Source organism: Streptomyces sp. PL-25 (assembly GCF_058344915.1).
On the sequence record NZ_CP136997.1, the window covers coordinates 448,571 to 467,975 of the forward strand.

Here is a 19,405-nt window from a genome sequence, read left to right on the forward strand (position 1 = left end):
CGGCACCGACACCGGTCCGCCGCACCGCACAGGAACCACACCCAGGGGCCGGCGCACCGCGCGCCGGCCCCCTCCCGAGAAGGAGAACCTGTGTCCACTCACCGCAAGAGACTGGCCGGAGCGCTGCTCGCCGCGGTCCTCGCCGCGGCGACGGCCGTCACCGGCGGCGAGGCCCTCGCCGCCCCCGAGGCACCGGCGGCCGCCCCCTCCTACACCGTCACCGTCGGCGCGAAGGGCTCCTGGACCCACCCGGACGACACCCCGGCCGCCCCGTACCTCGACAAGGACGGCACGTTCCACTTCCAGCAGGCCCACTCCCTGTACGGCGCGAACGACGGCCGCGCGTGGACCTTCTTCACCGGCAAGGACCTGGACAGCGCCACCCGCGACGGCGCCCTGAGCGACGCGGTGGACCCGGCCGAGTCCCGCGACCGCAACAACGACACCACCTGGCGCTGCAACAACAGCCCCACCGGCCGGGAGTCGAGCTACGCGCCCGCCGGTTCGAGCTACGCGCAGAAGAACTACTGCGACCTGGCGGGCGTGTGGGTCGACCCGGACACCGGCGACTGGTACGGGCTGGTCCACAACGAGTTCACCCCGCAACCCTTCCGCGACGGCCTGCACTACGACGCGATCGACTACGCAGTCTCCAAGGACCAGGGGCGGACCTGGACCGTCGAGGACCATGTGATCACCTCGCCGTACAGCACGAAGCGCGGTGACACGGCGGCCTTCCCGCAGCAGACCTTCGACTACGGCGACGGCGACCCGCGCCTGTTCGCGGACACCGCCTCCGGCTACTTCTACGTCTTCTACGGCTCGCGGATCGTGGACAAGGGCGGCAGCTGGAAGGCGTTCCACGCGCATGTCGCCCGCGCGCCGATCGCCTCCAAGATGGCGCCGGGCTCATGGCAGAAGTGGTACGACGGCGCCTGGTCCCAGCCCGGCACGGGCGGCCGGGAGAGCAACATGGTGCCGGTCGACTCCGCGCACCCCACGGGCTACACCCCGGCGGACAAGGAGTACGACCCGACGCGCGCCGGCACGGTCGCCCAGCAGGTGGCGGCGGGCACCACTCCCCCGACCTCGCCCCTGTTCGTCATGGACATCACCTACAACGCCTATCTGGGCCTGTACATAGGAGAGCCCCAGGCCGTCGACCAGAGCGGCGGCGCGCCACAGCAGTTCTACGCCACCGACGACCTGGCCTCGCAGAAGTGGCGGCTGATCGGTGACACCGGCGGGCACACCACCGCCTCCTGGTACCGCTGGTTCCTGGACCCGGCGAACCGGACCAGTTCGGCGGTGGTCGGCAAGTCGTTCCGCTCCTACTGCTCCTTCGGCTGCTCGGGCGGCTCGTCCGGCGAGTACGTGAACGTCACCATCGGCTCCTCGGCGCCGGCCGCTCCCCTGGACACGAGCCGCGCCTACCGTGTCTCCAGCGGCGGCGGCCGGGTCCTCGCGCAGGTCGCCGGGGGCTCCGCGGCCACCTCCGAGGCGAGCGCGAACGGTTCCGCCCTCCAGTCGTGGATCTTCACCGGCAACGGCGACGGCTCGTACCGCGTCGCCAACGTGTCCACCGGCGGCCTGCTGGGCGTGGACTCCTCCGCCACCGCGCAGCGCGCCTGGGGCACCCGGCCCACTGTCACCCCGGCGGGACCGGGCGGCGCCACCGTGGGACAGCAGTGGTGGGTCGTGCCCGGCACCGCGGCGGACGGCCGGGCGAACGGCACGTACCGGCTGGTCAACCGCTACAGCGGTCTGGTGGTCGGTCTGTCGGGCGAGTCGGCGCGGCCCGCCGAGACCACCCCGGCCCGCTTCTGGAACGCCGGCGGCGGGGTCGGCGGCACGCGTACCGGGGCCGAGCAGACGCTGACGCTCACGCCGACCGGGGCGGCCCAGGCGCCGCTGGAGGGCACACACACCCTCACCACCGGCCAGAAGGTGCTGGAGAGCCCCGGCCGCAGCACCACCGCGGGCACGGCGCTCGGCATCTGGACGCCGAACGGCGGCGACCACCAGAAGTGGCGGTTCACCCGGCAGGACGACGGCTCCTACGAGCTGGTCAACCTCGCCTCGGGGCTGTGCGCCGACGTGGAGAGCGGTTCCACCGCCTCCGGCGCCCGGGTGATCCAGTGGACCTGCACCGGCGGCACCAACCAGCGCTGGAGGGTCGGTGCCGCGGCGGACGGCACCTCCACCGTGGCCTCGGTGCGCAGCGGGCTGCTGCTGACCGCCGGTTCGACGGCCGACGGCGCCGCGGTGACGCAGCGCCCCGCGGCCGACTCACCGCTCCAGCGGTGGCTGATCGGCTGATCGCCCCGCCCCGCGCCCGCCCGGTCCCCGGCCTCCCGGGGGCCGGGCGGGCGCCGCCGTGTTTACGCGTGCCCTGTTCGCGCCAGTCGTGTTTAGGGCCCAGGGCGTTTATGGCCCGGAGCGCCGGGTCACTCATCGGTACGACGGCAGGGAGCAGACATGATTCGTTCAGCGGACCTCCGCGAATGGCGCAACCACGACGTGGTCGACCAGGAGGGTCACAAGATCGGCGCGCTGGAAGCGGTCTATGTGGACACCGGCACCGACGAGCCGGCCATGGTGACCGTCCGCGCGGGGCTGCCCACCCGGCAGCGCCTGTTCTTCGTCCCGGTCGACGACGCGGTCGTGGGGCCCGACTACCTGAAGGTGGCCCAGCCCAAGGGGCTGGTCAAGAAGGCCCCCTCCATCGGCACGGACGACGTCCTGCCCGCCGAGCAGGAGGCCGCGATCTTCCAGCACTACGACCTGCCCTACCGCCCCGGCGTCGGCGGAGAGCGGCGGCTCGCCCGCCGCTGACCGGTGGGGCCGTGCCCCGAGGAGGAGCAGATGGCCATCGACACCGTCGAACGGTTCCTGACCGCCCTCGACCCGCGCCACCGGGAGCAGGTGCGGGAACTGCCCCGGGAGGAGCGGGACCGGCTCGCCGCCACCTGGGAGGACGAGCTGCGCGAGGACACCGACCTCGACACCCTGAGCGAGCTGTCGCCCGCCGCGGCCGAGAGCGAGGCGGCGGCGCGGGTCGCCCGGAAGGTCCTCGACGGACCGCGGGACTGAGGGCCGCGCACCTGGCGCCCGGCGCCCGCCGCGCCTCTGGTGAAGGAGGCGGGCGCCGCCGCCCGGCCAGGGCGTGAGCGCACGTCCGGGCCGGCCGCGGCGGGCCGGCCCGGAGGCACGGGCGGTCAGGACAGGTCGAACCGGTCCAGGTTCATGACCTTGGTCCAGGCCGCGACGAAGTCGGTCACGAACTTCTCCTTCGCGTCGTCGCTCGCGTACACCTCGGCCAGCGCGCGCAGCTCGGAGTTGGAGCCGAAGACCAGGTCGGCACGGCTGCCGGTCCACCTGACCTCGCCGGTGGCCGGGTCGTAGCCCTCGAAGGCGCTCGCGTCGGCGGAGACCGCCCGCCACTGCGTGCCGAGGTCGAGCAGGTTGACGAAGAAGTCGTTGGTGAGGACGCCGGGCGTGGCGGTGAGGACGCCGAGCGGCGACTGCTGGTGGTTGGCGCCCAGCACACGCAGCCCGCCGACCAGGACGGTCATCTCGGGCGCGCTGAGCGTCAGCAGGTTGGCCCGGTCGATCAGCAGGTACTCGGCGGGCAGCCGGTTGCCCTTGCCCAGGTAGTTGCGGAAGCCGTCGGCGGCCGGTTCCAGCGCGGCGAACGACTCGACGTCCGTCTGCTCCTGCGCGGCGTCCACCCGGCCGGGGGTGAAGGGGACCTCGATCTCGAACCCGGCCTGCGCTGCGGCCCGTTCGACGCCCACTCCGCCGGCCAGGACGATCAGATCGGCCAGCGAGACGCCCTTGCCGTCGCTCCGCCCGGCGTTGAAGGACTCCTGGACGCCCTCCAGGACGCGCAGCACGGCCGCCACCCGGTCGGGGTCGTTGGCCTCCCAGCCGCGCTGCGGTTCCAGCCGGATGCGGGCGCCGTCGGCGCCGCCGCGCTTGTCGCTGCCGCGGAAGGACGAGGCCGACGCCCAGGCGGTGAAGACCAGTTCGGACACCGGCAGGCCGGCTTCGGTGATCTTCGCCTTGAGGGCGGCGACGTCCTCGGCGTCCAGGAGCGCGTACGTCCGCTCGGGCAGCGGGTCCTGCCAGAGCAGGACCTCGGTGGGGACCTCGGGGCCGAGGTAGCGGGAGACCGGGCCCATGTCGCGGTGGGTCAGCTTGAACCAGGCCCGCGCGAAGGCGTCGGCGAACTCGTCGGGGTGCTCCAGGAAGCGCCGCGAGATCGGCTCGTAGACCGGGTCGAAGCGCAGCGAGAGGTCGGTGGTCAGCATCGTGGGGGCGTGCCGCCTGGACGGGTCGTGCGCGTCGGGGACCGTACCGGCGCCCGCGCCGTCCTTCGGCCGCCACTGCTGGGCGCCCGCGGGGGACTCGAACAGCTCCCACTCGTAGCCGAACAGGGTCTCGAAGAAGCTGTTGTCCCAGGTCGTCGGGGTGGCCGTCCAGGTCACCTCCAGTCCGCTGGTGATGGCGTCGCCGCCCTTGCCGGTGCCGAAGGTGTTCTTCCAGCCGAGGCCCTGGTCCTCCAGGCCGGCGGCCTCCGGGTCGGGTCCGACGTGGTGGGCCGGTCCCGCGCCGTGCGTCTTGCCGAAGGTGTGGCCGCCCGCGATGAGGGCGACGGTCTCCTCGTCGTTCATCGCCATCCGGCGGAAGGTCTCGCGGATGTCGCGGGCCGCGGCGATCGGGTCCGGATTGCCGTTCGGGCCCTCGGGGTTGACGTAGATGAGTCCCATCTGCACGGCGCCGAGCGGGTTCTCCAGCTCGCGGTCGCCGGTGTAGCGCCGGTCGCCGAGCCAGGTGGTCTCGGGGCCCCAGTAGACGTCCTCCTCGGCCTCCCAGACGTCCGCGCGGCCGCCCGCGTAGCCGAACGTCTCGAAGCCCATGGTCTCCAGGGCGACGTTCCCCGCGAGGATCAGCAGGTCGGCCCAGGAGAGGTTGCGGCCGTACTTCTTCTTGACCGGCCACAGCAGGCGGCGGGCCTTGTCGAGGTTGGCGTTGTCCGGCCAGCTGTTGAGCGGGGCGAAGCGCTGCTGCCCGGCGCCCGCGCCGCCGCGGCCGTCGCTGATGCGGTAGGTGCCCGCGCTGTGCCAGGCCATGCGGATGATCAGCGGGCCGTAGTGCCCGAAGTCGGCGGGCCACCAGTCCTGGGAGGTGGTGAGCACCTCGGCGAGGTCGCGTTTGACGGCCGCCAGGTCGAGGCTGCCGAACGCCTCGGCGTAGTCGAAGTCCGCGCCGAGCGGGTTGGCCACGGCGGGGTTCTTGGCGAGGATCTTCAGGTTGAGCCGCTCCGGCCACCACTGGCGGTTTCCGCCGCCCTGCGTGGGGTGCGGGGCGCGCCCGTGCGCGACCGGGCAGCCGTCACCGGTGTCCTGAGTCTTCGGATCGGTGACGATGGCCTCGTGGTTCTCGGACATGGGAATCCTTCCGGGCTGGCGGATCACGGTGCTCAGGTGCGGGGCGCGCCGGAACAGGCCGGGCAGCGGCCCCAGTAGACGACCTCGGCCTCGTCGACGGTGAAGCCGTGGCCCGCGGACGCGGTGAGGCAGGGCGCGCGCCCCGTCGCGCAGTCCACGTCGGCGACGGCACCGCACGAGCGGCACACGGCGTGGTGGTGGTTGTCCCCGACGCGGCCCTCGTAGCGGGCCGGGCCTCCGGCGGGGGCGATACGGCGTACGAGTCCGGCCTCGGTGAGGGCGTGCAGCGCCTCGTACACGGCCTGGAGGGAGATGTGGCCGACGCGGGCGCGCACCCCGGCGGCGACGGCCTCCGCCGCGAGGTGGTCACCGGCGCGCACGGTCTCCAGGAGGGCGACGCGGGCGGCCGTCACACGCAGGCCGGCACCGCGCAGCTCTTCGGCGGTGGTCGGGGGCCGGGCTGCCGTCATGGCGCAGAACCTACCGCCGCAAAGACGAACCGTTCAAGAAAACGAACGGTCAAGATCCGGTCGGGCGGCGGGAGTCGGCGGGGCGGCGGCGAGACCGCGCTCCAGGTCGTCCAGGGCCCGCCGGGCCGCACCGATCCGTTCCAGCAGGTCGTGCCGGTCCTCGGCGGGTGCGGGGACACGCGGGGGCGCGGGCGGGTCGTCCCGTTCCATCTCCCGGGCCTCGTCCAGGGAGGTCAGGACCACGCCGATGAGGACGTTGACCAGGACGAAGGAGGCGAGCAGCACATAGGAGGCGTAGTAGAGCAGGCTCCAGCGCGACACCTCCAGGCCGGCGTGCACCGCGTCGCCGATGCCGTCCAGGGTCATCAGCAGGAAGAGGGTGAGGGCGGCGCGGCCGAGGGAGCCGTAGTGCTGCGGGTCGGCGTGGCCGAAGAGGACCCAGCCGACCATGGCGTAGACGTACAGCAGGAGGGTCCCGACGAGCAGGAAGCTGAGGGTGCCGGGCAGGCTGCGGGCCACCGCGACCAGCACGACGCGCAGTTGGGGCAGGAAGCGGGCGGTGCGCAGCACGCGGGCCAGGCGCAGCAGCCGCAGCACGGTGGCGTTCTCGCGGACCAGGGGCAGGAAGGCGCAGAGCACCACGGCGAGGTCGAAGAGGTTCCACGCGTCCTTGAGGAAGTCCCGCGGCCGGTCGGCGTGGGCGGCCAGGCGCAGCAGGATCTCGGCGGTGAACACCGCCAGGCAGGCGTGTTCGGCCAGGCGTAACCCGTGGTGCCACCGTGCGGCGAGTCCGGGGTAGGTCTCGACGCCCAGCAGGGCGGCGTTGAGGAGGATGACGGCGAAGACGGCGAGGGCGAACCACCGGGCCTCGGTGAGGTCGCGGCAGCGGTGTGCCAGCCGGGTGCGGGCGGTGTCCGGTGCGGTGACGGTCTCCCGGGGGTGCTGCTGCGGCATCTGACGCCGTCGCTCCTTCGCGCAGGGGTCGCCTGCGGGACCCGTGATGATCTTCTACAGCACTGTAGATGATCACGGGCGGGCCGGGTCCGCTCCCGGCCGGCGCCCGCACCCGCGGGGCACCGGCCGGGGACGCGGCGCGCGGTTCAGCCGCCGAGCGCCGCCAGGACGACCTGCTTGGCCTCGTCCTGGACCCGGCCGAGGTGGTCGGCGCCCCGGAAGGACTCCGCGTAGATCTTGTACACGTCCTCGGTGCCGGACGGGCGGGCCGCGAACCAGGCGTTCTCGGTGGCCACCTTGATGCCGCCGATGGCGGCGCCGTTGCCGGGCGCCTCGGTGAGCACGGCGGTGACCGGCTCGCCCGCGAGGGTGTCGGCGGCGACCTGGGCCGGGGACAGCCTGGCCAGGCGCGCCTTCTCCTCGCGGCTCGCCGGGGCGTCGATCCGGGCGTAGGCGGGCTCGCCGAAGCGCTCGGTGAGGGCGGCGTAGTGCTGGGAGGGCGTCCGGCCGGTGACGGCGGTGATCTCGGAGGCGAGCAGGGCCAGGATGATGCCGTCCTTGTCGGTGGTCCACACCGAGCCGTCGCGGCGCAGGAAGGACGCCCCGGCCGACTCCTCGCCGCCGAAGCCGAGCGAGCCGTCGGCCAGTCCGTCCACGAACCACTTGAAGCCGACGGGCACCTCCACCAGGGGCCGGCCCAGATCGGCGGCGACCCGGTCGATCATGCCGGAGGACACCAGCGTCTTGCCCACGCCCGCCCCCGACGGCCACTCGGTGCGGTGGGCGTACAGGTAGGAGATGGCCGTGGCCAGGTAGTGGTTGGGGTTCATCAGACCGGCGTCCGGGGTGACGATGCCGTGCCGGTCGGCGTCGGCGTCGTTGCCGGTGGCGATCTGGAACCGGTCGCGCTGTCCGATGAGCGAGGCCATGGCGTACGGCGAGGAGCAGTCCATGCGGATCTTGCCGTCCCAGTCCAGCGTCATGAACCGCCAGGTGGGGTCGGTGAGCGGATTGACCACGGTCAGGTCGAGCCGGTGGTGCTCGGCGATCCGCCCCCAGTACGCCACCGAGGCGCCGCCCAGCGGGTCGGCGCCGATCCGCACCCCCGCGCCGCGGATCGCGTCCAGGTCCAGCACGCTCGGCAGGTCCGAGACATAGGCGCCGAGGAAGTCGTGGCGGCCGGTGGTCTCCGCGGCGAGCGCCCGGGTGTACGGGATGCGCCGTACGTCCTTCAGGCCGCCCGCGATGATCTCGTTGGCGCGGTCCTGGATCCAGGAGGTGGCCTCGGAGCCGGCCGGGCCGCCGCTGGGCGGGTTGTACTTGAAGCCGCCGTCGGCGGGCGGGTTGTGCGAGGGGGTGACGACGACGCCGTCCGCGAGGCCCGAGGAGCGGCCGCGGTTGTGGGTGAGGATGGCGTGCGAGACGGCCGGGGTGGGCGTGTAGCCGTCGGCCGCGTCGATGAGCACGGTGACGCCGCCCGCCGCGAACACCTCCAGGGCGGTGACCCGGGCGGGCTCGGACAGGGCGTGGGTGTCGGCGCCCAGGAAGAGCGGGCCGTCCGTGCCCTGGGCCGCGCGGTACTCGCAGATCGCCTGGCTGGTCGCGGCGATGTGGTCCTCGTTGAAGGCCGCCGCGAGGGAGGAGCCGCGGTGTCCCGAGGTGCCGAACGCCACCCGCTGGCCCGGCTCGGCCGGGTCCGGGTGCAGCGCGTAGTACGCGGTCACCAGGCGGGCCACGTCGATCAGGTCGTCCGGTCCGGCCGGCCCGCCCGGTGCGCCCGCTCGTTCCTGCTGCATGACTGCCACTCCTCGTCCTCGGTGTCCGGTGCCTGGGGTTCCAGGTGTTTTGGTGGTCGACGGCCCTGTGTCCACTCGCGATCTCCATCTTCCCCCGCTCGCGACCGGCCGACGCACCCGAGTCCGAGGAGCGGGACCCGGGTGCGGGAGGGGCGGGGGCGGCGCACCCGGCCCCCGCCGGTCGTTCAGCGCCGTGCCACCAGCCGGGACAGGGCGATGTTGAGTTCGAGGACGTTCACCCGGGGTTCGCCCATGAAGCCCAGGGTGCGGCCCTCGGTGTGGTCGGCGACCAGCCGCTGCACCCGGGCGGGCGGCAGGCCGTTGCGCTCGGCGACCCGGTACACCTGGATCCGCGCGTACTGCGGGGAGATGTCGGGGTCGAGACCGGAGCCGGAGGAGGTGACCGCGTCGGCCGGGACGTCGGCGGGCGAGACGGGGTGGCCGGGCACCGAGTTGTCCTTGACGACGGCCGCCTGGGCCTCCCGTACCTGGTCGACGAGGGTCTTGTTGTCGGCGGCGAGGTTGGTGGCGCCGGACACCAGCAGCTTGTAGCGGGTGTTCAGGGTGTTGGTGGCCAGCCCGTTGGCGGGCCGGCCCTGGAACCACTTCAGGTCGGCGGCCGGTGTCCGCTGCCCCTTCTTGAGCGGGAGGTCGTAGGACTGGCCGATGAGGGCGGAGCCGACGACCCTGCCGCCCGAGCTGACCTCGGAGCCGTTGGCCTTGCCCGGGAACAGCCCCTGGGCGATGCCGGTGACCAGGAGCGGATAGAGGACGCCGGTGACCAGCGTCAGCACGAGCAGCGCGCGCAGGCCCGCGCCCAGCAGCCGGGCGGTGTTCGGGAGGGTGTTGTTCATGGCCGTCAGCCGATTCCGGGAATGAGGGACAGGAGCAGGTCGATCAGCTTGATGCCGACGAAGGGGGCGATCAGCCCGCCGATGCCGTAGAGGCCGAGGTTGCGGCGGAGCATCCGGTCGGCACTCATCGGCCGGTAGCGCACACCCTTGAGGGCGAGCGGCACCAGCGCGACGATGATCAGTGCGTTGAAGACGACGGCGGAAAGGATCGCCGAGCTGGGCGAGGACAGCTGCATGACGTTGAGCTTGTCCAGGCCCGGGTAGACCGCGGCGAACAGCGCCGGGATGATCGCGAAGTACTTCGCCACGTCGTTGGCGATGGAGAAGGTGGTGAGCGCGCCCCGGGTGATCAGGAGCTGCTTGCCGATCTCCACGATCTCGATGAGCTTGGTCGGGTTGGAGTCGAGGTCGACCATGTTGCCGGCCTCCTTGGCGGCCGACGTGCCGGTGTTCATCGCCACGCCGACGTCCGCCTGGGCGAGGGCCGGTGCGTCGTTGGTGCCGTCGCCGGTCATCGCGACCAGCTTGCCGCCCGCCTGCTCCCGCTTGATGAGGGCCATCTTGTCCTCGGGGGTGGCCTCGGCGAGGAAGTCGTCGACGCCCGCCTCCTCGGCGATCGCCTTGGCGGTCAGCGGGTTGTCGCCGGTGATCATGACGGTCCTGATGCCCATGCGGCGCAGCTCGGAGAATCGTTCCCGCATGCCGTCCTTGACGACGTCCTTGAGGTGGACGACGCCCAGCACCCGGGCTCCGCGCCCGTCCTCGACGGCGACCAGCAGCGGGGTGCCGCCCGCCTCGGAGATGCCCGCGACGATCGTGTCGGCGTCCTCGGCCACCGTGCCGCCGCGCCCGGTGACCCAGGCGGCGACCGAGCCGGCCGCGCCCTTGCGGATGCTGCGGCCGTCGACGTCCACCCCGGACATCCGGGTCTGCGCGGTGAACGCGACCCACTCGGCGCCGGCCAGTTCGCCCTGGTGGCGCTCCCTGAGCCCGTACCGCTCCTTGGCCAGGACGACGACGGAGCGGCCCTCGGGCGTCTCGTCGGCCAGCGAGGAGAGCTGGGCGGCGTCGGCGAGTTCGGCCTCGGTGGTGCCGCGCACCGGCACGAACGCGGCCGCCTGCCGGTTGCCCAGGGTGATGGTGCCGGTCTTGTCCAGCAGCAGCGTGGAGACGTCGCCCGCGGCCTCGACCGCCCGGCCGGACATGGCCAGCACATTGCGCTGCACCAGCCGGTCCATGCCCGCGATGCCGATGGCCGACAGCAGCGCGCCGATCGTGGTCGGGATCAGGCAGACCAGGAGCGCCACCAGCACCACGAGCGTGAGGTGGGTGCCCGCGTAGTGAGCGAAGGGCGGCAGGGTGGCACAGGCCAGCAGGAACACGATGGTGAGCGAAGCCAGCAGGATGTTCAGCGCGATCTCGTTGGGCGTCCGCTGCCGTGCGGCGCCCTCGACCAGGCCGATCATCCGGTCGATGAAGGTCTCCCCCGGCCGGGTGGTGATCCGTACGACGATCCGGTCGGAGAGCACCTTGGTCCCTCCGGTCACCGCGGACCGGTCACCGCCGGACTCCCGGATGACGGGCGCGGACTCACCGGTGATCGCGGACTCGTCGACGCTCGCCACGCCCTCGACGACGTCGCCGTCCCCGGGGATGATGTCGCCGGCCTCGCAGACCACCCGGTCGCCGATGGCGAGGGCGGTCCCGGCGACCTGCTCCTCGGTGCCGTCGGCGGCCAGCCGCCGGGCCACGGTGTCGGACTTGGCCCGGCGCAGGGTGTCGGCCTGGGCCTTGCCGCGGCCCTCGGCGACGGCCTCGGCGAGATTGGCGAAGACCACGGTCAGCCACAGCCAGACGCTGATGGTCCAGCCGAACCAGTCGCCGGGGTGGACACAGGAGAAGGCGGTGGTCAGCGCCGAGCCGACCCAGACCACGAACATCACGGGCGACTTGACCTGCACCCGCGGGTCGAGCTTGCGGAAGGCGTCCGGCAGCGACCTGAGCAGCTGCGCCGGGTCGAAGAGGCCCGCGCCGACCCGGCCCCGGTCCGGGGAGTGCCCGGTGGGCAGGTCGGGGTGCGGCGCACGGGCGGGGGTGACGGTGGACATGGAGTCCTCTTGGCTCTCGGAAAGGCTTTCGGTGCGGCTCTCGGTGCGGCTGTCCGTACTGGTATGGCTGTCGGTGCGGCTCTCGGTACGGCTGTCCGTACCGGTACGGCTGTCGGTGCGGCTCTCGATTCGCGGGGTCATCACGCCAGCCCTTCGGCGAGCGGGCCCAGCGCCAGGGCCGGGAAGTAGGTCAGCCCGGTGATGATGAGGATCGCGCCCACGAGCAGCCCGGCGAACAGCGGCTTCTCGGTGCGCAGGGTGCCCGCGGTGACCGGTACCGGCCGCTGCTCGGCCAGCGAGCCGGCCAGCGCCAGGACGAACACCATCGGCAGGAAGCGGCCGAGCAGCATGGCCAGTCCGGTGGTGGTGTTGAACCAGTCCGTGTTCGCGTTCAGACCGGCGAAGGCCGAGCCGTTGTTGTTGGCCGCCGAGGTGAAGGCGTACAGCACCTCGGAGAAGCCGTGCGCGCCCGGGTTGAGCATCGAGTGCGGCGGGGTCGGCAGCGCCATGGACAGCGCGGTGAAGACCAGGACGAGCGTCGGGGTGACCAGGATGTAGCAGGCGGCGAGCTTGATCTCGCGGGCGCCGATCTTCCGGCCCAGGTACTCGGGGGTGCGGCCGACCATGAGGCCCGCGATGAACACCGCGATCACGGCCATGATCAGCATGCCGTAGAGGCCGGATCCGGTGCCGCCGGGCGCGATCTCGCCGAGCATCATCCCGAGCAGGGTGATGCCGCCGCCCAGTCCGGTGAAGGAGGAGTGGAAGGAGTCCACCGCGCCGGTCGAGGTGAGGGTGGTGGCCACCGCGAAGATCGAGGAGGCGCCCACGCCGAAGCGGGTCTCCTTGCCCTCCATGGCGCCGCCCGCGAGCTGCAGGGCGCCCTCGTGGTGGGCGAACTCGGTCCACATCATCAGGGCCGTGAAGCCGAGCCAGATGGTGGCCATGGCCGCCAGGATCGCGTAGCCCTGGCGCACCGAGCCGACCATCAGGCCGAAGGTGCGGGTCAGCGAGAACGGGATGACCAGGATCAGGAAGATCTCGAACAGGTTGGTGAACGGCGTGGGGTTCTCGAAGGGGTGGGCGCTGTTGGCGTTGAAGTAGCCGCCGCCGTTGGTGCCCAGCTCCTTGATGGCCTCCTGCGAGGCGACCGCGCCGCCGTTCCACTGCTGCGAGCCTCCCATGCTGTGTCCATCGAAGAACTGACCGACCTCGTGGATCCCGGAGAAGTTCTGGATCGCGCCGCACGCCACCAGCACGACGGCGGCGAGCGCGGCGATCGGCACGAGGACGCGCACGGTGCCGCGCACCAGGTCCACCCAGAAGTTGCCCAGCTCGCCGGTGCGGGACCGGGAGAAGCCGCGGACCAGGGCGATGGCGACGGCGATGCCGACCGCGGCCGACACGAAGTTCTGCACGGCCAGACCCGCGGTCTGCACGACGTGCCCCATCGTCTGCTCGCCGGCGTACGACTGCCAGTTGGTGTTGGTGACGAAGGACGCCGCGGTGTCGAACGCCTGCGCGGGCTCGACGGAACGGAAGCCGAGAGAGAGCGGCAGCACCCCCTGGATCCGCTGGAGCAGGTACAGGAACAGCACACCCGCCGCGGAGAAGGCGAGGACCGCCCGCAGATAGGCGGGCCAGCGCATCCGCGCCCCGGGGTCGGCACCGATGCCCCGGTAGATCCACCGCTCGACACACCAGTGCCGCTCGGTGGTGTAGACCCGGGCCATGTAGGAGCCGAGGGGTATGTAGGCCAGTGCCAGTGCGCCCATCAGGGCGAGCAGCTGGAGCACACCGGCGAGTACGGAACTCATGGCGGGGCTCAGAACCTCTCCGGGAAGATCAGGGCGAGGACGAGATAGCCCAGCAGGGCGACGGCCACGATCAGGCCGACGACGTTCTCGGCGGTCACAGCTTCGTCACCCCCTTGGCGACGAGGGCCACCAGCGCGAAGACCGCGAGTGTGGTGACGACGAAGGCCAGATCGGCCATCGTGAGCTCCTGGAATGGTTCGGATGCTTCGGACGAGTAGAGGAAAACCCCTGTACAGGTCGGTCCGAACGTCCGTTGACGCCTCTCATACGGCCCGCGCCCCGGCCTTGACGCCGCCCTGACGTGGCCCTGACGCGGCTCTGACACCGGGCGCCACCTCGGCGTTTCCCGCGGAGGCCGACGGGTACGCGGCGGGCGTGACCCGCACCGAAGCGGACCGGGCGCGGGGCGCCACCGTCACCGTCCGGCCGTACGGCAATCCCCTGCCGCTGGGGTTCTTCGCCTTCGGCATCGGCATGTTCCTGCTCGCCGGGATCTCCCTCGGGCTGATCGGCGGCGACCAGATGCGCCCGGCGGGCATCCTGCTCGCGGTCTTCGTCTTCCCGCTGGAGTTCCTGGCCGCGGTGATGGCCTTCCTGTCCCGGGACACGGCGGCCGCGGCGGCGCTCGGGCTGTTCGCCACCTCGTGGGCGGCGCAGGGCGTGCTCCACATCGCCGCGCCGGACCAGGACCGGAGCGTGGCCACCGGCATGTACCTGGGCGCCTTCGCCCTCATGCTGGTGCCGCTCGCGGTCACCGGCTTCCTGGGCAAGACGCTGCTCGGCGCGGTGCTGAGCGTGTCGGCGGTGCGCACCGCGCTGGCGGCCGCCGACGAGCTGGGTGCGCCGGAGGCGGTCCGGCTCGCCGATGCCGCCGCCGCGCTGCTGCTGGTGCTGCTCGCCCTGTACGCGGGGACCGCCTTCCTGCTGGAGGACCTGCGCCGGCGTACGGCGCTGCCCGTCCGGCGGCGCGGCGAGGCGCGGCGCGTCATGGAGGAGGCGGACGACGGGGCGGACCGGCCGCCGCGCGAGCCCGGCGTCCGCGGGCAGCTGTGAGCGCCGGGGACGGGTCCGCGGCGAGGCCGGCCGGGGTCAGGTCTGGGTGACGGCCGCGGCCAGCAGGACGGCCGCGGCGATCACCGTGAGTCCGGCGATCGAGAAGGCCAGACAGCGGGCGCGGAGCCGCTGGTAGCGCTCCTCGTACTCGCCGCGCAGCGCCCGGCAGCGGTCGGCGACGCGTTGCAGATCGGCCCGCGCCCGGGTGAGGCTGTCGCGGACATAGTGCGCCTCGATCTCCTCGCGCTGGGCGGTGGTCAGCCACGGCAGCGGCTCGGTGAAGGCGCGGGCCCGCTCCTCGGCCTCGGCGATCCTGGCCTGCCACAGCAGATAGCCCTCCACCTGGTCGGCCAGGTGGGCGGGGGCGAGCGGCTCCTCGCCCGTGCGTCCCGCCGCGTCCGTCATGCCGGCAGGCCCAGGTTCTCCTGCCGGTCCGCCAGCGACACCTCCGGGTGGTTCAGGTCGAACGCCGGGGACTCGCTGCGGATCATGGGCAGGGTGACGAAGTTGTGCCGCGGCGGCGGGCAGGACGTCGCCCACTCCAGCGACCGGCCGTAGCCCCACGGGTCGTCGACCTCGACCTTGCGGCCGTACTTCGCCGTCTTCCAGATGTTGTAGAGGAACGGCAGCATCGACAGGCCCAGCAGGAAGGAGCCGATGGTGGAGACCATGTTCAGGCCGGTGAAGCCGTCGGCCGCCAGATAGTCGGCGTAGCGGCGGGGCATGCCCTCCGCGCCCAGCCAGTGCTGCACCAGGAAGGTGGTGTGGAAGCCGACGAACAGCATCCAGAAGGTCATCTTGCCCAGCCGCTCGTCGAGCATCTTGCCGGTCCACTTCGGCCACCAGAAGTGGAATCCGGCGAACATCGCGAAGACGACCGTGCCGAAGACGACGTAGTGGAAGTGGGCCACCACGAAATAGCTGTCGGAGACGTGGAAGTCCAGCGGCGGGGAGGCCAGGAGGACACCGGTGAGACCGCCGAAGAGGAAGGTCACCAGGAAGCCGGCCGCCCACAGCATGGGGGTCTCGAAGGAGATCGACCCCTTCCACATGGTGCCGATCCAGTTGAAGAACTTCACGCCGGTCGGGACGGCGATGAGGAAGCTCATGAAGGAGAAGAACGGCAGCAGCACTCCGCCGGTGACGAACATATGGTGCGCCCACACCGTCACGGAGAGCCCGGCGATGGAGATGGTGGCGCCGACCAGGCCCATGTAGCCGAAGATCGGTTTGCGGGAGAAGACCGGGATGATCTCCGTGACGATGCCGAAGAACGGCAGCGCGATGATGTACACCTCGGGATGCCCGAAGAACCAGAAGAGGTGCTGCCACAGCAGCGCTCCGCCGTTGGCCGCGTCGAAGACATGGGCGCCGAACTTGCGGTCCGCCTCCAGGGCGAGCAGCGCGCCCGCGAGGACGGGGAAGGCGAGCAGCACCAGGACACTGGTGAGCAGCACGTTCCACACGAAGATCGGCATGCGGAACATGGTCAGGCCCGGGGCGCGCATGCAGACGATCGTGGTGACGAAGTTGACCGCGCCCATGATGGTGCCGAAGCCGGACAGCGCCAGACCCATGATCCACAGGTCGCCGCCGATGCCCGGTGAGTGCACCGCGTCGGTCAGCGGGGAGTAGGCGAACCAGCCGAAGTCGGCGGCGCCGTTCGGGGTGAGGAAGCTGCCCACCGCGATCAGCGAGCCGAGCAGGTAGAGCCAGTAGGCCAGCATGTTCAGCCGGGGGAAGGCCACGTCCGGCGCGCCGATCTGCAGCGGCATGATCCAGTTCGTGAAGCCGGCGAACAGCGGCGTCGCGAACATCAGCAGCATGACCGTGCCATGCATGGTGAACGCCTGGTTGAACTGCTCGGTGGACACGATCTGGAGTCCCGGCCGGGCCAGCTCCGCGCGCATCACCAGCGCCAGGATGCCGCCGAACAGGAAGAACACGAACGAGGTGACCAGGTACAGCGATCCGATCGTCTTGTGATCGGTCGTCGTGACCCACTTGACCACGACGGCTCCGGGTCGCAGGCGACGACGGGGACCGGTGGTTTCCGGTGTGATCTGCTGAACGTCTGTCATGCGGCCCGTGACACGCTTTCTCTCAAGACATGGATGCGTGGGTTCCGCCCCGCAGGGCTCGTCCTCATCCTCGCGTCTTGCGCGCGCGAAGGGCCGTCCGTCGTCGCCGGAATGGCCCAACGCCCGGCGGAATGCACCCGGTCGGCCTACTCCCCCGGTCCCTCGGCCGGGGGCGCGGGGGGCGCCGGCCGGTCGGTGGCGACGGTGTGGGGCGGGAGTTGGGCCGGGCTCACCCGCTCGCCCAGCACCTCGGCCATGAACCGCCAGCCAGCGCTGCTGCGCGGGGGTGCGCGAGGACTCGTGCCGGGCGTAGAGCGCCACCTCGGTCGGCTCGGTCTCGAACGGCAGGCGGACCAGGCGCACCCGGTGGGAGGCGGTGAAGACCTCGCCGACGTACTCGGGGACGATCGCGATGAGGTCGGTCTGCTCCAGCAGATAGGGCAGCATCGAGAAGCGGGTGGCGTCCACGGCTACCCGGTCCAGGAGGTCGTGCGCGGCGAGCACGGCCCGCGGCACGACGTGCCCGCTGGGACCGAAGACCGTGGCGTGGTGCTCGGTGGCCAGGTCCGCGAGCGTGACCGCGTCGCCGCGGATGCGCGGGTGGTCGGCGGCGACCATGCCGACGTAGCGCTCGTGGAAGAGCGGGATCCGCACGGTCCGGTGGGAGGTCAGCACCGGGGTGGCCACGAACGCGTCGAGGTCGCCGCGGCGCAGTTGCTGCTCGGCGTCGTCCACGTCCAGCGCCCGTACGGTGAAGGAGACCCCGGGCGCGCGCTCACGGGCCGCGGCCAGCAGCCGGGGCAGCAGGGTGGCCTCGCCGAGGTCGGACAGGGCCACGGTGAAGCAGCCCGCCATGACCTCCGGCTCGAAGGTGTCGGCCTGGCGGACGGTGCCGTCGATCTCGGCGAGGGCACGGCGCAGCGGCTCGTACAGCCGCCGGGCGCCCGCGGTGGGGCTCAGCCCGCGTCCGGTGCGCCGGAACAGCTCGTCGTCGAAGTGCCGGCGCAGCTTGCCCAGGCTGTAGCTGACGGTCGGCTGGGTGACGTGCAGGGTCTCGGCGGTGGCCGTGACGCTGCCGGTCTCGTACAGCAGGACGAAGACCCGCGCGAGGTTGAGATCGAAGGTCTTCATATCGACCAACTCTATAACGCGGGCGCACAACATCTATTGGTGTTCATGTCGGAGCGTTGCCTAGCGTGCGTTGCGTCACTCCGAAAGGAACTTCCGGTGTCCTCCGTACGTCGTGTCTCCCACGAGTTCCTGAAGCGTCAGGGCCTCACCACCGTGTTCGGCAACCCCGGCTCCAACGAGCTGCCGTTCCTCGCCGGCCTGCCCGCCGGTTTCCGCTACGTCCTCGGTCTGCACGAGGGTGCCGTCGTCGGCATGGCGGACGGCTACGCGCAGGCCACCGGCCGACCTGTGCTGGTCAACCTGCACGCCGCCTCCGGCTCCGGGAACGCCATGGGCGCGCTCACCAACGCCGTCTCCGCCCGCACCCCGCTGGTGATCGTCGCCGGGCAGCAGGTGCGCCCGGCCGTCGGCCCGGAGGCGAACCTCGCCAACGTCGACGCCCCGGCCCTGATGAAGCCGCTGGTCGGCTGGGCGGCGGAGCCGGCGTGCGCCGAGGATGTGCCGCGCGCCCTCGCCCAGGCCGTCTTCGAGGCGCGGCTCCAGCGGCGGCCGACGTACCTGTCGGTGCCGTACGACGACTGGGCGGCCGAGGCCGGCGACAACACCCTGGCGGTGCTGGACCGGCGGGTCGAGCGCGGTGCCGAGCCGAGCGCCGGACAGGGCCGCCGGCTGGCGGAGCTGGTCGCCTCGGCGCGCCGGCCCGCGCTGGTGCTGGGCGGCGACATCGACGCGGCCGGGCTCTTCGACGGCGCGGTGCGGCTGGCCGAGCGGCTGGGCGGTCCGGTGTGGGCGGCGCCCTCGCAGTTCCGGCTGCCCTTCCCCAACCGGCACCCGCTGTTCCGCGGTGTGCTGCCCGCCGGGATCGCCCCCGTGTGCGCGGCGCTGGAGGGCCACGACCTGGTGCTGGTGCTGGGCGCTCCGGTGTTCCGCTACCACGAGTACCTGCCCGGCCGGTATCTGCCCGAGGGCACCCGGCTGATCCAGGTGACCGAGGACGCGGCAGCGGCGGCGCGGGCCCCGATGGGCGAGGCGCTGGTCGCCGACCCGGGCGCGGTCATCGAACTGCTGACCGAACGGCTCGGCGCGCCCACCGCGCCCGTCGGCCCGTACCGGCCCGTGCCCGAACCGGCCGCGGGTGAGGCCGGACGCCTGCACCCCGAGCAGGTCTTCGCCGCGCTCCGCGACGAGCAGCCCGAGGACACCGCGTACGTCGTCGAGTCGACCTCCACGAGCGCCGCGTGGTGGCGCCAGATGGACCTGCGCCGGCCCGGCTCCTACTACTTCCCCGCGGCCGGCGGGCTCGGATTCGGGCTGCCCGGCGCCGTCGGGGTCGCCCTGGCGCAGCCGGACCGGCCGGTCGTCGGCGTGATCGGGGACGGCTCGGCGAACTACGGCATCACCGCGCTGTGGACGGCCGCCCAGCACCGGGTCCCGCTGACCGTCGTCCTGCTGCGCAACGGGACGTACGGCGCGCTGCGCTGGTTCGGTGACCTGCTCGGGGTGCCCGACGCGCCGGGCCTGGACATCCCCGGCCTGGACTTCACCAGGATCGCGGAGGGCTACGGAGTCGCCGCCCGGCAGGCCGGGGACGCCGAGGAACTGCGGGCCCTGCTCGCCGAGCGTCCGGACGGACCGCGGCTGATCCAGGTGGACACGGTGCTCACGACGCCCTCCTGACGGGAACAACG

The 19,405-nt window shown here is 72.3% G+C and carries 15 protein-coding genes and 1 pseudogene; 5 read left to right on the plus strand and 11 right to left on the minus strand.

Going from position 1 to position 19,405, the window contains the following annotated elements; translation table 11 throughout:
- Positions 1-90: 90 nt before the first annotated feature.
- The 3 genes from R4Z62_RS01845 to R4Z62_RS01855 all read left to right on the plus strand — a co-directional run bounded on the left by R4Z62_RS01845 (position 91) and on the right by R4Z62_RS01855 (position 3,093).
- A complete protein-coding gene (locus R4Z62_RS01845; protein ID WP_491518949.1) occupies positions 91-2,319 on the plus strand; it encodes an RICIN domain-containing protein in 2,229 nt (742 codons plus the stop codon).
- A gap of 159 nt (positions 2,320-2,478) precedes the next feature.
- Complete coding sequence (locus R4Z62_RS01850; protein WP_064531090.1) at positions 2,479-2,835, plus strand: PRC-barrel domain-containing protein; 357 nt, start codon at positions 2,479-2,481, stop codon at positions 2,833-2,835.
- A gap of 30 nt (positions 2,836-2,865) precedes the next feature.
- Entirely contained in the window at positions 2,866-3,093 is a 228-nt protein-coding gene (locus R4Z62_RS01855; RefSeq protein ID WP_064531091.1) for a hypothetical protein, read from the plus strand.
- Between the two features lie 125 nt (positions 3,094-3,218).
- Here the strand turns inward: R4Z62_RS01855 and katG are convergent, their stop codons facing one another.
- The 8 genes from katG to kdpF form a co-directional block, all read right to left on the minus strand.
- Positions 3,219-5,453 (minus strand): catalase/peroxidase HPI, encoded by a 2,235-nt coding sequence (katG, locus tag R4Z62_RS01860; protein ID WP_355480718.1) that lies wholly within the window; start codon positions 5,451-5,453, stop codon positions 3,219-3,221.
- 32 nt (positions 5,454-5,485) lie between these two features.
- Complete coding sequence (locus R4Z62_RS01865; RefSeq protein WP_064531093.1) at positions 5,486-5,923, minus strand: Fur family transcriptional regulator; 438 nt, start codon at positions 5,921-5,923, stop codon at positions 5,486-5,488.
- Between the two features lie 33 nt (positions 5,924-5,956).
- On the minus strand, positions 5,957-6,877 hold the full coding sequence (locus R4Z62_RS01870) for an ion transporter (protein ID WP_491518950.1): 921 nt from the start codon (positions 6,875-6,877) through the stop codon (positions 5,957-5,959).
- Between the two features lie 146 nt (positions 6,878-7,023).
- A complete protein-coding gene (pgm, locus tag R4Z62_RS01875) occupies positions 7,024-8,673 on the minus strand; it encodes a phosphoglucomutase (alpha-D-glucose-1,6-bisphosphate-dependent) (RefSeq protein WP_491518951.1) in 1,650 nt (549 codons plus the stop codon).
- A 185-nt stretch (positions 8,674-8,858) separates the two neighbouring features.
- A complete protein-coding gene (locus R4Z62_RS01880) occupies positions 8,859-9,527 on the minus strand; it encodes a potassium-transporting ATPase subunit C (RefSeq protein ID WP_064531096.1) in 669 nt (222 codons plus the stop codon).
- A 5-nt stretch (positions 9,528-9,532) separates the two neighbouring features.
- A complete protein-coding gene (gene kdpB, locus R4Z62_RS01885) occupies positions 9,533-11,635 on the minus strand; it encodes a potassium-transporting ATPase subunit KdpB (RefSeq protein ID WP_491518952.1) in 2,103 nt (700 codons plus the stop codon).
- A gap of 140 nt (positions 11,636-11,775) precedes the next feature.
- On the minus strand, positions 11,776-13,452 hold the full coding sequence (gene kdpA, locus R4Z62_RS01890) for a potassium-transporting ATPase subunit KdpA (protein WP_491518953.1): 1,677 nt from the start codon (positions 13,450-13,452) through the stop codon (positions 11,776-11,778).
- 8 nt (positions 13,453-13,460) lie between these two features.
- Entirely contained in the window at positions 13,461-13,550 is a 90-nt protein-coding gene (gene kdpF, locus R4Z62_RS01895) for a K(+)-transporting ATPase subunit F (protein WP_018566520.1), read from the minus strand.
- Between the two features lie 277 nt (positions 13,551-13,827).
- On the opposite strand from kdpF, the gene R4Z62_RS01900 reads away from it, so the two are divergent.
- Positions 13,828-14,505 (plus strand): GPR1/FUN34/YaaH family transporter, encoded by a 678-nt coding sequence (locus tag R4Z62_RS01900; protein WP_491518954.1) that lies wholly within the window; start codon positions 13,828-13,830, stop codon positions 14,503-14,505.
- A gap of 36 nt (positions 14,506-14,541) precedes the next feature.
- Here the strand turns inward: R4Z62_RS01900 and R4Z62_RS01905 are convergent, their stop codons facing one another.
- The 3 genes and pseudogenes from R4Z62_RS01905 to R4Z62_RS01915 all read right to left on the minus strand — a co-directional run.
- A complete protein-coding gene (locus tag R4Z62_RS01905) occupies positions 14,542-14,910 on the minus strand; it encodes a hypothetical protein (RefSeq protein ID WP_064531100.1) in 369 nt (122 codons plus the stop codon).
- Positions 14,907-16,586: an aa3-type cytochrome oxidase subunit I gene (ctaD, locus tag R4Z62_RS01910; RefSeq protein ID WP_491521822.1), complete on the minus strand. Its 1,680-nt coding sequence runs from the start codon at positions 16,584-16,586 to the stop codon at positions 14,907-14,909. Before ctaD ends, R4Z62_RS01905 begins: the two co-directional genes overlap by 4 nt.
- A gap of 321 nt (positions 16,587-16,907) precedes the next feature.
- Positions 16,908-17,750 (minus strand): annotated as a pseudogene (locus R4Z62_RS01915) (LysR family transcriptional regulator); the annotation flags it as partial.
- A gap of 63 nt (positions 17,751-17,813) precedes the next feature.
- Between R4Z62_RS01915 and mdlC the strand changes: the two are divergent.
- A complete protein-coding gene (gene mdlC, locus R4Z62_RS01920; protein ID WP_385504562.1) occupies positions 17,814-19,394 on the plus strand; it encodes a benzoylformate decarboxylase in 1,581 nt (526 codons plus the stop codon).
- Positions 19,395-19,405 lie beyond the last annotated feature (11 nt).

What these genes read in the sequence shown, in the direction of transcription:
- R4Z62_RS01855 (WP_064531091.1), top strand. Translation starts at nt 2,866, where the DNA reads ATGGCCATCGACACCGTCGAACGGTTCCTGACCGCCCTCGACCCGCGC.
- pgm (WP_491518951.1), bottom strand. Translation starts at nt 8,673, where the DNA reads ATGCAGCAGGAACGAGCGGGCGCACCGGGCGGGCCGGCCGGACCGGAC.
- katG (WP_355480718.1), bottom strand. Translation starts at nt 5,453, where the DNA reads ATGTCCGAGAACCACGAGGCCATCGTCACCGATCCGAAGACTCAGGAC.
- R4Z62_RS01850 (WP_064531090.1), top strand. Translation starts at nt 2,479, where the DNA reads ATGATTCGTTCAGCGGACCTCCGCGAATGGCGCAACCACGACGTGGTC.
- R4Z62_RS01905 (WP_064531100.1), bottom strand. Translation starts at nt 14,910, where the DNA reads ATGACGGACGCGGCGGGACGCACGGGCGAGGAGCCGCTCGCCCCCGCC.
- R4Z62_RS01865 (WP_064531093.1), bottom strand. Translation starts at nt 5,923, where the DNA reads ATGACGGCAGCCCGGCCCCCGACCACCGCCGAAGAGCTGCGCGGTGCC.
- R4Z62_RS01870 (WP_491518950.1), bottom strand. Translation starts at nt 6,877, where the DNA reads ATGCCGCAGCAGCACCCCCGGGAGACCGTCACCGCACCGGACACCGCC.
- ctaD (WP_491521822.1), bottom strand. Translation starts at nt 16,586, where the DNA reads ATGACAGACGTTCAGCAGATCACACCGGAAACCACCGGTCCCCGTCGT.
- R4Z62_RS01880 (WP_064531096.1), bottom strand. Translation starts at nt 9,527, where the DNA reads ATGAACAACACCCTCCCGAACACCGCCCGGCTGCTGGGCGCGGGCCTG.
- kdpB (WP_491518952.1), bottom strand. Translation starts at nt 11,635, where the DNA reads ATGTCCACCGTCACCCCCGCCCGTGCGCCGCACCCCGACCTGCCCACC.
- kdpA (WP_491518953.1), bottom strand. Translation starts at nt 13,452, where the DNA reads ATGAGTTCCGTACTCGCCGGTGTGCTCCAGCTGCTCGCCCTGATGGGC.